The following is a 12039-nucleotide window of genomic DNA, read 5'->3' as shown; positions in this document are numbered from 1 at the left end:
GGTTCCTCGGTTTCCGGAGACCGGTGGCACGATGGGGGGCATGGCGGCTCCGCAGGTTGCACCGGTCGAGACGCCGGCCACCGAAGAGGTGCCGGTCTCGGACCGGCAATGGGTGACGATCGTGTGGGACGACCCGGTCAACCTGATGACGTACGTGACCTGGGTCTTCCAGAAGCTCTTCGGCTACAGCCGGGAGAAGGCCGAGAAGCTGATGCTGGACGTGCACCACAAGGGCCGCGCCGTCGTCTCCACCGGCGCCCGGGAGCGGATGGAGCACGACGCGTCGCAGCTGCACGCCTACGGGCTCTGGGCTACGGTGGACCGCTCGTGAGCATGTTCCGCCGCCAGGCCGGCCGTTACATCGCCACCTTCGCCGTCGACGAGGCGCGGGTGCTGCGCAAGGTCGCCGGTGAGGTGGTCGGTCTGCTGACCGACGGCTTCGACCACAGCGACCCGGTGGTCGGCCGCCTCTTCCCCGACGCCTACCCGGACGACTCGGCGAGCACCGCCGAGTTCCGCCGCTACACCGAGGGTGACCTCAAGACCGCCAAGATCGACCAGGCCGGGGCGATCCTCGCCGCACTGCCCGACGAGTCCGGCGGCGAGGTGCGGCTGGACGCGGAGGCCGCCGAGGCGTGGCTGCGCGCGTTGAACGACGCCCGCCTGGCGATGGGCGTCCGGCTGGAGATCAAGGACGGCACCGACCTCGGTGAGGAGCTGGACGACGCGGTCGCGGAGGACCCGACCTCCAGCCGGGTGTTCCAACTGTCGGTCTACGCGTATCTCGGCTATCTCCAGGAGTCCCTGCTCAACGCGCTGATCGACGAGGCGTGACCGCGACCACTTCGCCGTGGGCGTGGGGCAGGCGTTAGGCTGGGACGCGTGCTGAGCATCGACCGGTCGATCGTTGACGCGATCGTCGCCCACGCGCGCCGGGACCACCCGGACGAGGCGTGCGGCGTGGTGGCCGGCCCGGTCGGCAGCGACACCCCGACCCGGCACATCCCGATGGACAACGCCGCCCGCTCCATGACGTTCTACGAGTTCGACTCGATGGAGCAGCTGCGGGTGTGGCGCGAGATGGACGACCGGGACGAGGAGCCCGTCGTCATCTACCATTCGCACACCGCCACCGAGGCCTACCCGTCGCGCACCGACATCTCCTTCGCCGGTGAGCCGGGCGCGCACTATCTGCTCGTCTCCACTCGGGAGCCCGACACCGAGGAGATCCGGTCCTTCCGGATCGTGGACGGTGTGGTGACCGAGGAGCCGGTGCGGATCGTGGAGGCGGCGGTGGACCCGGACGCCGTCCAGTCCTACATGTTCGGGCAGAGCCCGACGACCGTCGACTACGAGTGTTCCGGCCGCTGACCCCACGCCGTCAACACCCGTCCACGACCCGTCATCGAGGCACACCCGACAAGGAGCACGACATCATGGCCATCGAGGTTCGCATCCCCACCATCCTGCGCAGCTACACGGGCGGCGCGAAGGTCGTCGAAGGCAGTGGCGACACCCTGGGCGACCTGCTCACCGACCTGGACTCCCGGCACGGCGGCCTGCGGGGCCGGCTGGTGACCGACGCGGGCACGCTGCACCGCTTCGTCAACGTCTACGTCAACGACGAGGACGTCCGGTTCCTCGGCGCGCTGGACGCCAAGCTCAGCGACGGCGACAGCGTCACCATCCTCCCGGCAGTCGCCGGCGGCGCGTTCGGCTTCGCGGCGGCAGCCGCGCTGGGCCAGCAGGGCGCCGGGACGGCGCCGGGCCAGCACGGCGCGGCGGCGGTCGCGATCGGTCACCGCGCCGCGCCCGTCACCGTTCGCTGAGGCGGCCGCCGTGGCGCGGTACGACAGCCTGCTGGACGCCTGCGGCGGCACGCCCCTGGTGGGTCTGCCGCGGCTCTCGCCGACGGTGCCCGACGGGGCGCCGCCGGTGCGGCTGTGGGCGAAGCTGGAGGACCGGAACCCGACCGGCAGCATCAAGGACCGGGCGGCCCTGTTCATGGTTCGGGCGGCGGAGGAGGCGGGCCGGCTCCGCGCCGGCGACACCATCCTCGAACCGACCAGCGGCAACACCGGCATCTCGCTGGCGATGGTGGCGAAGCTGCGGGGCTACCGGCTGGTCTGCGTGATGCCGGAGAACGTGTCGACCGAGCGGGTCCAGCTCCTCCGGATGTACGGCGCGGAGATCATCTTCTCGCCGGCCGCCGGCGGGTCGAACCAGGCGGTCGCCACCGCCAAGCAGATCGCCGCGGAGCACCCCGACTGGGTGATGCTCTACCAGTACGGCAACGAGGCCAACGCCCGGGCGCACTACGAGACGACCGGGCCGGAGCTGCTGCACGACCTGCCCACGATCACGCACTTCGTGGCCGGCCTGGGCACCACGGGCACGCTGATGGGCACGGGTCGCTACCTGCGGGAGAAGGTCGACGGCATCCAGGTCGTCGCCGCGGAGCCGCGCTACGGCGAGCTGGTCTACGGGCTGCGCAACATCGACGAGGGCTACGTGCCGGAGCTGTACGACGCGGCGGTGCTGTCCCGGCGGTTCTCGGTGGGCACCCGCGACGCCGTCCTGCGTACGCGACAACTGGTCGAGGTGGAGGGGATCTTCGCGGGTTTCTCCACCGGCGCCATCCTGCACGCCGCGCTGGCGGTGGCGCACGAGGCGGTGCGGGACGGTCGCCGGGCCGACGTGGCGTTCGTCGTCGCCGACGGCGGCTGGAAGTACCTCTCCACCGGGGCGTACGGCGGAACGCTGGCCGACGCCGAGGAGGCACTGGACGGGCAGCTCTGGGCGTGAGCCCGGGCATCGTGCGGCCGGACCGGGCCGGGGCCACCGACGCGTGTCGGGTCCCGGCCCGGTCCGTTCGCGCCGGTCGTGGTCGCCCCGCCCCCGTGCGCCCCGCGCGGGTCGGGTGCCGGATGGTGCGCCACGGGGAGTGACGACGGGCGACTGGCCGACCGGCCCCACGGGCCTCGGCCGCCCGGCCGACGGGGGTGTCACGTTGGTGACAACTTCCAGCGGATGATTCTTGCCGTCCCGTGCGTCAGCGTAGGCTGCCGAGCGTGACGTACGCGTCGGTAGAGATCATGTGCCGAGCGATCACCGGCGGAGCGACTACGGATCGTGACGGCGAGACGACCCGATGCGACTGACCGTCCTCGGCTGCGCGGGCAGTTTCCCCGGCCCGGAGTCCCCCTGCTCGGCCTATCTCGTGGAGGCCGACGGCTTCCGGCTGCTGGTCGACTTCGGGCCTGGCTCGCTGTCCAGCCTCCAGCGCTACGCGGGCCTGCACGCCCCCGACGCGATCCTCCTCAGCCACCTGCACTGCGACCACATCCTGGACGCCGTGTCGTACGTGGTGGTCCGCCGCTACGCCCCGGACGGCCCCTACCCGGTCCTGCCGGTCTACGCCCCGTCGGGCGCGCCGGACCGCTTGTCGGCGGCCTACGGCGACGGCGCGTTGGACGACGTCTACCAGTTCTACGGCCTGCAGCCCGGCACCTTCCCCATCGGCCCGTTCACGGTCACCGTCGACCGGGTCAACCACCCCATCGAGACGTACGGTGTGCGGCTGGAGCACGAGGGCCGGGCCCTCTGCTACTCCTCCGACACCGCGCCCTGCGACGCGCTGCTACGCCTGGCGCAGGACGCCGACGTGTTCCTGTGCGAGGCGAGCTACCTCGACGGTGTGGAGAACCCGCCGGACCTGCACCTCACCGGCCGGGAGGCGGGCGAGGCGGCGACGAAGGCGGGAGTGGGCCGGCTGCTGCTCACCCACCTCGTGCCCGCCTGGGGCAGCGAGGCGCACACCGTCGAGTCGGCGGCCGCCTCGTACGCCGGCCCGATCGAGGTGGTCCGGCCCGGCGCGAGCTACGAGGTCTGACGCCCCACCGGTCGCCGGACCGGCGAGGTGACGCGCGGAGCGCGCCCGGTCTTGCCGCAGTGTTCGCCGACCGGTCAGCGGCCGGTCGTCTGATGCACCCGTGACACCCGCACGGTGTGGGCATGCGGATCGCCATCGTGACCGAGTCGTTCCCGCCGGACGTGAACGGCGTCGCGCACTCCGTCGTCCGGACGGCCGAACACCTGGTCGCCCGTGGTCACCAGCCGGTGGTCATCGCGCCGTCGCCGCCCGGTGCGGCCGGGCAGGCCACCGACGCGTTCCCCTATCCGGTGGTGCGGATCCCCAGCGTGCCGCTGCCCCGCTACCAGGGCTTCCGGCTGGGGGTGCCGACCACCAACCGGCTGGCCGGCGAGTTGCTGGGCCGCGCACCGGACGTGGTGCACCTGGCCAGTCCGTTCATCCTCGGCGGCCGCGCCGCCACCCTCGCCGCGCGGCACGGCCTGCCCACCGTGGCGGTCTACCAGACCGACGTGGCGTCGTACGCCCGCGCGTACCGGGTCGGTTGGGGTGAGGCGGCCGCCTGGCGGCGACTTCGTGAGATCCACAACTCGGCGGGGCGGACGCTCGCGCCGTCCACCCGAGCCGCCGCGGACCTGATCGCCAACGGGGTGCAGCGGATCTGGCTGTGGGGTCGGGGCGTGGACGCGGACCGGTTCCAGCCGGCGAAGCGGTCCGCGTCGCTGCGGGCCCGCCTCGCCCCGAACGGCGAGCTGCTGGTCGGCTACGTCGGCCGGCTGGCGCCGGAGAAGCGGGTCGACCTGCTGGCCGCGGCGTCCCGGCTGCCCGGCGTGCGGGTGGTGGTGGCCGGTGACGGCCCGGCCCGCCGGCAGCTGGCGCGGGCCCTGCCCCAGGTCACCTTCCTGGGGGTGCAGCACGGTGAGGACCTGGCCCGGCTCTACGCCAGCCTGGACGTCTTCGTGCACACCGGCCCGCACGAGACCTTCGGCCAGACCGTGCAGGAGGCGCTGGCCAGCGGCGTGCCGGTCGTGGCGCCCGCCGCGGGCGGCCCCCTGGACCTGGTGGACTCCGGCGTGAACGGGCTGCTCGTGCCGCCGGAGGACGCGGAGGCGCTCGCCGCCGCGGTGGCCGAGCTGGCGGCGGACGAGTCGCGGCGCGTCGCGTACGGGCGGGCGGCCCGGGCCGCGGTGCAGCGGCGGAGCTGGGCCGCGGTCGGTGACGAGCTGATCGGGCACTACGAGGCGGTGCGCGCCGGCGTCACCGTCGTCGGCCTGCCGGCCGCCTCATGACCACGTCCGGTGGCGGGCTGCGGATCGTGCGGCTGGCCAACTTCGTGACCGCCCGGTCGGGTGGGCTGCGCACCGCGCTGCGCCACCTCGGCGAGGGCTACGCCGCGGCCGGGCACGAGCCGGTGCTGGTCGTCCCGGGCCGGCGCGACGGCGACGAGCGGCACCCGTGGGGCCGGGTCGTGACGCTGGCCGGGCCGCGACTGCCGTTCAGCGGGGGTTACCGGATGCTGGTGGGGCGGCGGCGGGTGGCCCGCCTGCTGGCCGAGCTGGCCCCGGACCGGCTGGAGGTCTCCGACCGGTTCACGCTGCGCTGGACCGGCGCGTGGGCCCGCGCCCACGGCGTACCGGCGGTGATGGTCTCGCACGAGTCGCTGACCGGGCTGCTCGGCCAGTGGGGGGTGCCGGGCGCGCTGCGCCGGCCGCTCGCCGACCGGCTGAACCGGCGCAGCGCGCTGGCGTACGACCGGATCGTCTGCACGACCCGGTGGGCGGCCGAGGAGTTCGCGCGGATCGGCGCGGGCACCGTGGACCTGGCGCCGCTCGGCGTCGACCTGGACACCTTCGCGCCGGACCGCGCCGACCCGGCGCTGCGGGCCCGCTACGCCGAACCCGACGAGCTGCTGCTGGTGCACTGTGCCCGGTTGTCGCACGAGAAGCGGCCGGAGCTGGCCGTCGACGCGCTGGCCGCGCTCCGCCGGGCGGGTGTCCCCGCCGTCCTGGTGATGGCCGGGGACGGGCCCATGCGACCGGTGCTGGCCCGTCGGGCCGCCGGGCTGCCGGTCACCTTCACCGGCTTCCTGCCCGACCGGAGCGCCGTCGCCGCCCTGCTGGCCAGCGCCGACGTGGTGCTCGCACCGGGCCCGGTGGAGACGTTCGGGCTGGCCGGGCTGGAGGCGCTGGCCAGCGGCACGCCGGTGGTGGTCAACGCGGCCAGCGCGCTGCCCGAGGTGGTCGGCCGGGCGGGGCTCGCCGCGTACGGCTCCGGGGAGTCCCTCGCCGAGGCGGTGACCCGACTGGTTGCCCGCCCCGAGGCGGAGCGGCGGCGGGCCGCGCGGGCCCGCGCCGAGGAGTTCGGCTGGCCGGCGGCGGTGGCCGGGTTCCTCCGCGTCCACGACGCGGAGCCGGTGCGCCCGACGGCCCCGGCCTGAGCCCGGGTCGGGCCGGCTCCGATCCGAGGGGAGCCCGGACCGACGCCGGGCTCACCCGACGCCGAGGCCGGCGGGTGGGACACCAGCGCGCGGGTGGATCACCCGACCGCATAGGGTGCAGGCATGGCGCGACCCGACGGGCGACAGCCCGACCAACTCCGGCCGGTGACCCTGACGCGGGGCTGGAGCACCCATCCGGAGGGCTCGGTGCTCGTCGAGTTCGGCGCGACCCGGGTGCTCTGCACGGCCAGCGTGACCGAGGGTGTGCCCCGCTGGCGCAAGGGCTCCGGCCTCGGCTGGGTGACGGCCGAGTACGCGATGCTGCCCCGGGCCACCAACACCCGCTCCGATCGGGAGAGCGTGAAGGGCCGGGTCGGTGGGCGTACCCACGAGATCTCCCGGCTGATCGGGCGCAGCCTGCGCGCCTGCATCGACCTGAAGGCGCTCGGCGAGAACTCGATCGTGCTCGACTGCGACGTGCTCCAGGCCGACGGCGGCACCCGCACCGCGGCGATCACCGGCGCGTACGTGGCGCTCCACGACGCGGTGACGTGGCTGGGGCAGCGCAAGGCGCTGGCCGGCAAGCCGGAGGCCGTGATGCACCGGTCGGTGGCGGCGGTCAGCGTCGGGGTCATCGCGGGCGAGCCGCGCCTGGACCTCTGCTACGAGGAGGACGTGGCCGCCGAGGTCGACATGAACGTGGTGTGCACCGGCACCGGCGAGTTCGTCGAGGTGCAGGGCACCGGTGAGGCGGGCGTGTTCGCCCGTGAACAGCTCGACGCCCTGCTCGACCTGGGCGTGCTGGGCTGTGCGGAACTGGCCGAAGCCCAGCGGAAGGCTCTCTCATGAACAAGGTGCTGCTCGCCACCCGCAACCGCAAGAAGCTGGTGGAGCTCCAGCGGATCCTGGACGTCGCGCTCGGCGCGCACCGGGTCGCCCTGCTCGGCCTGGACGACGTCGAGGAGTATCCGGAGCTGCCGGAGAGCGGCCTCACCTTCGGCGAGAACGCGCTGATCAAGGCCCGGGAGGGGTTTCGTCGCACCGGTCTTCCCACGGTCGCCGACGACTCGGGGCTGGCCGTCGACGCGTTGAACGGGATGCCCGGCGTGTTCAGCGCCCGGTGGGCCGGTTCGCACGGCGACGACCAGGCCAACCTGCAGCTGGTGCTGGACCAGATCGCCGACCTGCCGGACGAGAACCGGGGCGCCTCGTTCGTCTGCACGGTGGCGCTGGTGCTGCCCGGCGGCAAGGAGCACCTGGTCGACGGGCGGCAGCCGGGCCGGCTGCTGCGCGCCCCGCGCGGTGACGGTGGCTTCGGCTACGACCCGATCTTCCTGGGTGACGGGCAGACCCGGACCAACGCCGAGCTGACGCCGGAGGAGAAGGACGCGGTCAGCCACCGCGGCAAGGCGCTGCGCGAGCTGGCCAAGCTGATCGCGAAGGTCCTTCCGCCCGCCGCCTGACCCACCCGTCGACGCGACGCAGCGGCCCTCCCCGTCGGACGGCCGCTGCTGCGGGCATGGGCGGTTCAGCCGAGCGCGCCGATCTCCCGCTCGATCGCGGCGCGCAGCTCCGGGCCGCGGACGACCTCCCGGGCGGCGTCCATGAGGGGGGCGAGGTAGACGTCCGGACCCGGTTCGCCGGCGATCCCGCCGAGCGCGGCGACCGCGGCGCGACCGGCCGGCGACGGGGTCAGCGGGGCGCGCAGCTGGAGGCCGCGCACCGCCGCCAGCAGCTCCACCGCGAGCACGCTGGTCAGGTTGTCCAGCACGGTCCGCAGCTTCTTCGTCGCCGCCCAGCCCATCGACACGTGGTCCTCCTGCATGCCGCTGGTGGGCAGCGAGTCCACGGAGGCGGGCGCGGCGAGCCGGCGGTTCTCGGCGACGATCCCGGCCGCGGTGTACTGGGCGATCATCAGTCCGGAGTTGACCCCGGCGTCGGGGGAGAGGAATGCGGGCAGGTCGCGGGACCGGGTGACGTCCAGCAGCCGGTCGACGCGCCGTTCGGCGATCGCCCCCACCTCGGCGGCGGCGATCGCGAGGAAGTCGGCGGCGAAGCCGAGCGGCGCGCCGTGGAAGTTGCCGGTCGACTCGACCCGGCCGTCCGGCAGCACCACCGGGTTGTCCACCACCGAGATCAGCTCCCGGGACGCCACCGTCCGGGCGAACTCCAGCGTGTCCCGGGCCGCGCCGGCCACCTGCGGCGCGCAGCGCATCGAGTACGCGTCCTGCACGGCGTGCGCCAGGTCGTCGCGGTGCGAGTCCATCACCCGCGAGTCCTGGAGCAGGCGGTGGATGTTCGCCGCCGAGACGGCCTGCCCGGGGTGCGGCCGGATGGCGTGCAGCTCGGGCAGGAACGGCCGCTCCGAGCCGAGCATCGCCTCGATGGCGAGCGCCGCCGTCACGTCCGCCATGGCGAACAGGTGGGCCGCGTCGTGCAGGGCGAGCAACAGCATCCCGAGCATGCCGTCGGTGCCGTTGATCAGCGCCAGCCCCTCCTTGGCGGCCAGCTCGATCGGCGCCAGCCCGGCCTGACGCAGCGCGTCGGCAGCGTCGACCCGTTCTCCGGCCGGGCCGAGCACCCAGCCCTCGCCGAGCAGCACCAGCGCGCAGTGCGCCAGCGGCGCCAGGTCACCGGACGCGCCGAGCGAGCCGTGCTCCGGCACCCACGGGGTGATGTCGTGGTTGAGCAGGTCGACCAGGGCCTCCGCGACCAGCGGGCGGACGCCGGAGCGACCCAGCGCCAGCGACCGGACCCGCAGCAGCATCATCGCCCGGACGACCTCGCGCGGCATCGGCGCGCCCACCCCGGCGGCGTGCGAGCGGATCAGCGCGTGCTGCAACTCGGCGCGGCGCTCCGGCGCGACGAACGTGTTGGCCAGCGCCCCGAAGCCGGTGGAGACGCCGTAGACGGGACGGCCGGCGGCCTCGATGCCGTCCACGATCGCCCGGCTGGCCGCCATGGCGTCCACCGTCGACGGGTCGAGCACCACCTTGGCGGTGCCGCGGGCGACGGCGAGCACGTCGGCGGGGGAGATCCCGCTGGGCTGGATGGTGACGCTCATGGCATGACTCCGTTGTGCAGGACCTGGCGGATCAGTGGAACACCGGGCCGGTAGGCCAGGTGCAGGTGGGACGGCGCGTCGAGGACGATCAGGTCGGCCCGGGCGCCGGGACGCAGGACGCCCACGTCGTCGCGGCGCAGCGCCCGGGCGCCCCCGGCGGTCGCGGCCCAGACCGCCTCCGCCGGGGTCATCCGCATCTCGCGTACGGCGAGGGCGACGCAGAACGGCATCGACGAGGTGTACGACGAGCCGGGGTTGCAGTCGGTGGCCAGCGCGACCGTGACACCGGCGTCGAGCAGCCGGCGCGCGTCCGGGTAGGGCGAGCGGGTGGAGAACTCGGCGCCGGGCAGCAGGGTGGCGACGGTGGTCGTCTCCGGGCCCGACACCCAGTCCGTCGTGGTCGACGCCAGCGCGTCGACGTCGGCGTCGGACAGGTGGGTGCAGTGGTCGACGCTGGCCGCGCCCAGCTCGACACCGAGCTGCACGCCCGGCCCGGGGCCGAGCTGGTTGGCGTGGACGCGTACGCCCAGCCCGACGGCCTGCCCGCAGGCGAGGATGGCCCGGGCGTGGTCGACGTCGAAGGCGCCCCGCTCGCAGAACACGTCGATCCAGCGGGCGTACGGGGCGGCGGCGGCCAGCATCGGGCCGCACACCATGCCCACGTAGTCGTCGGGGCGGTCGGCGTACTCGGCGGGGACGACGTGGGCCCCGAGGAACGTGGTGTCCTCGGTGAACTCGGCGGCGATCCGCAGCGAGCGGGCCTCGTCGGCGACGGTGAGGCCGTACCCACTCTTGATCTCGATGGTGGTGGTGCCCTGCCGCAGCGCCTCGCCCCGCAGCCGGGCGACGGTGGCCCGCAGCTCGTCGTCGGGCGCGGCGCGGGTGGCGCCGACGGTGGTGCGGATGCCCCCGCCGGTGTATGGCTGACCGGCCATCCGGGCGGCGAACTCGGCGGCCCGATCACCGGCGAAGACCAGGTGGGCGTGGCTGTCCACGAATCCGGGCAGGACGGCGGCGCCGTCGGCGTCGATCCGCCGGTCGGCGGCCGGCGCGTCCCGGGCCGGCCCGACCCAGGCCACCTGCCCGTCCTCGACCAGCACGGCGGCGTTGCGGCGCAGGCCCAGCGGCCCGCCCTCCCCGGTGCCGGCCACGTTGGTGACCAGCTCGCCGATGTTGGTCACCAGCAGACTGCCCGTGGCCGGGGGGAGGCGCCGGGTCGGGCCGTCGGGCCGCGCCGCGGCGGTGGGGAAGAGGTCGGTGGTCACGACGCCACCTCCGCGACGGCCGCGGCCAGCTCGGCGGGCACGTCCACGGCGCGGTGCCGGCCGTCGGCCACGACCGTCCGGCCGTCCACCACGACGGTCGTGACGTCGGCGGCGCCGGCGGCGAAGAACACCCCGACCGGGGGTACGCCGGCCGTGCGGGCGCTGTCGAGCCGCACGGTGACCAGGTCGGCGCGGGCGCCCACGGCGAGCCGGCCGGCGTCGGTCCAGCCCAGTGCGGTGTGGCCGGCGACGGACGCCGCCTTCAGCAGCTCCGCCCCGGTGAAGTGGCCGCGGCGGCGGGTCCGCAGCCGCTCGTCCAACTCCACCGCCCGGGCCTCCTCGAAGAGGTCGACCACGGCGTGGCTGTCGCTGCCCAGGCTCAGCGGGATGCCGGCGTCGGCCATCCGGCGCGCCGGGCCGATCCCGTCCGCCAGGTCCCGCTCGGTGGTGGGGCAGAGGCAGACCACGGTGCGGCTGTCGCCGAGCAGGGTCAGGTCACCGCTGGTCGGGTGGGTGGCGTGGACGGCGGTGGTGGTGGCGCCCAGCGCCTCCCGGTCGGCGAGCAGCCGGGTGGGGGTGCAGCCGTGCGCCGCCCGGCAGGCGTCGTTCTCGGCGGGCTGCTCGGAGAGGTGGACGTGCAGCGGCGCGTCCCGCTCCCGGGCCCACCGCGCGACCGTGCTGATCTGCTCGGCCGGCACGGCCCGCACGGAGTGCACCGCCGCGCCGACCCGGGCGTGCCCGGCGGTCGGGGTGAACGCGGCGGCCCGCTCGCCCCACCGCGCCGCGTCCCCGTCGCCGAAGCGCAGCTGCGTCCCCTCCAGTGGCCGGCCGTCCACGGACGCGGTCAGGTAGGCGGTGTCGAGCAGGGTGATCCGGACGCCGGCCTGGGCGGCGGCCTCCACCAGGGCGGCACTCATCGCGTTCGGGTCGTCGTACGGCTTCCCGCCCGGCCCGTGGTGCAGGTAGTGGAACTCGCCCACGCAGGTGACGCCGGCCAGCGCCATCTCGGCGTAGACCGCCCGGGCCAGCGTCAGGTACGCGTCCGGGTCGAGGCGACCGGCGACGGCGTACATCTGCTCGCGCCAGGTCCAGAAGTCGCCCCGGCCGCCGTGGGTGCGCCCGCGCAACGCCCGGTGAAAGGCGTGCGAGTGCGCGTTCGCGAGCCCCGGCAGGGTCAGCCCGGGCAGCCGCACCGCGTCGGTGAGCACCTCGACCCCGGCGGTGGGCGCGTCGCCGCCGGCCAGCGGGGTCACCGTGGTGAACCGGCCGTCCTCCGCCTCGATCAGCACGTCGGCGGTGGGCTCGTCCTGGTCGGGCAGCCACGCGTACTCGGCGAGCCAGCGGGTCGCGGTCATGCCGTCGGCTCCCTGTCGAGCTGAGTCGTCTGCGTCATCACCCGATC

At 74.8% G+C, this 12039-nt stretch carries 13 protein-coding genes; 10 read left to right on the top strand and 3 right to left on the bottom strand.

Annotated elements, in window-relative coordinates:
- Positions 1-40 precede the first annotated feature (40 nt).
- The 10 genes from clpS (at position 41) to rdgB (ending at position 7771) form a co-directional block, all read left to right on the top strand.
- On the top strand, positions 41-331 hold the full coding sequence (gene clpS, locus GA0070620_RS15720) for an ATP-dependent Clp protease adapter ClpS (protein ID WP_091591611.1): 291 nt from the start codon (positions 41-43) through the stop codon (positions 329-331).
- Positions 332-333: 2 nt separating this feature from the next.
- The gene (locus GA0070620_RS15715) at positions 334-834 is read left to right on the top strand and encodes a DUF2017 domain-containing protein (RefSeq protein WP_172836591.1); all 501 of its coding nucleotides are present in this window, start codon (positions 334-336) and stop codon (positions 832-834) included.
- A 48-nt stretch (positions 835-882) separates the two neighbouring features.
- Positions 883-1371 carry a Mov34/MPN/PAD-1 family protein gene (locus GA0070620_RS15710; protein WP_091591607.1) on the top strand — a complete coding sequence of 163 codons (489 nt, stop codon included), beginning with the start codon at positions 883-885 and terminating at the stop codon, positions 1369-1371.
- A 65-nt stretch (positions 1372-1436) separates the two neighbouring features.
- Positions 1437-1829, top strand: a complete 393-nt coding sequence (locus GA0070620_RS15705; RefSeq protein WP_091591605.1) for a MoaD family protein — start codon at positions 1437-1439, stop codon at positions 1827-1829.
- A 10-nt stretch (positions 1830-1839) separates the two neighbouring features.
- Positions 1840-2805, top strand: a complete 966-nt coding sequence (locus tag GA0070620_RS15700) for a PLP-dependent cysteine synthase family protein (protein ID WP_091591603.1) — start codon at positions 1840-1842, stop codon at positions 2803-2805.
- Between the two features lie 346 nt (positions 2806-3151).
- Positions 3152-3892, top strand: a complete 741-nt coding sequence (locus GA0070620_RS15695; protein WP_091591600.1) for an MBL fold metallo-hydrolase — start codon at positions 3152-3154, stop codon at positions 3890-3892.
- Between the two features lie 122 nt (positions 3893-4014).
- Positions 4015-5160 carry a glycosyltransferase family 4 protein gene (locus GA0070620_RS15690; protein ID WP_091591598.1) on the top strand — a complete coding sequence of 382 codons (1146 nt, stop codon included), beginning with the start codon at positions 4015-4017 and terminating at the stop codon, positions 5158-5160.
- Positions 5157-6308: a glycosyltransferase gene (locus tag GA0070620_RS15685; protein ID WP_091591596.1), complete on the top strand. Its 1152-nt coding sequence runs from the start codon at positions 5157-5159 to the stop codon at positions 6306-6308. Before GA0070620_RS15690 ends, GA0070620_RS15685 begins: the two co-directional genes overlap by 4 nt.
- 123 nt (positions 6309-6431) lie before the next feature.
- The gene (gene rph / locus GA0070620_RS15680; protein ID WP_091591594.1) at positions 6432-7157 is read left to right on the top strand and encodes a ribonuclease PH; all 726 of its coding nucleotides are present in this window, start codon (positions 6432-6434) and stop codon (positions 7155-7157) included.
- Complete coding sequence (rdgB, locus tag GA0070620_RS15675) at positions 7154-7771, top strand: RdgB/HAM1 family non-canonical purine NTP pyrophosphatase (RefSeq protein WP_091591592.1); 618 nt, start codon at positions 7154-7156, stop codon at positions 7769-7771. Before rph ends, rdgB begins: the two co-directional genes overlap by 4 nt.
- Before the next feature lie 65 nt (positions 7772-7836).
- Here rdgB and hutH read toward each other — a convergent pair whose 3' ends face one another.
- The 3 genes from hutH to GA0070620_RS15660 all read right to left on the bottom strand — a co-directional run bounded on the left by hutH (position 7837) and on the right by GA0070620_RS15660 (position 11992).
- The gene (hutH, locus tag GA0070620_RS15670) at positions 7837-9372 is read right to left on the bottom strand and encodes a histidine ammonia-lyase (protein WP_091591590.1); all 1536 of its coding nucleotides are present in this window, start codon (positions 9370-9372) and stop codon (positions 7837-7839) included.
- Complete coding sequence (gene hutI, locus GA0070620_RS15665) at positions 9369-10559, bottom strand: imidazolonepropionase (protein WP_091598811.1); 1191 nt, start codon at positions 10557-10559, stop codon at positions 9369-9371. The genes hutH and hutI overlap by 4 nt, the downstream gene beginning before the upstream one ends.
- A 74-nt stretch (positions 10560-10633) precedes the next feature.
- Positions 10634-11992, bottom strand: a complete 1359-nt coding sequence (locus GA0070620_RS15660; protein WP_091591587.1) for a formimidoylglutamate deiminase — start codon at positions 11990-11992, stop codon at positions 10634-10636.
- Positions 11993-12039 lie beyond the last annotated feature (47 nt).

Origin of the sequence: Micromonospora krabiensis (genome assembly GCF_900091425.1) — a bacterium.
GTDB lineage: Bacteria > Actinomycetota > Actinomycetes > Mycobacteriales > Micromonosporaceae > Micromonospora > Micromonospora krabiensis.
This window is presented reverse-complemented; position numbering and strand designations above follow the sequence as displayed.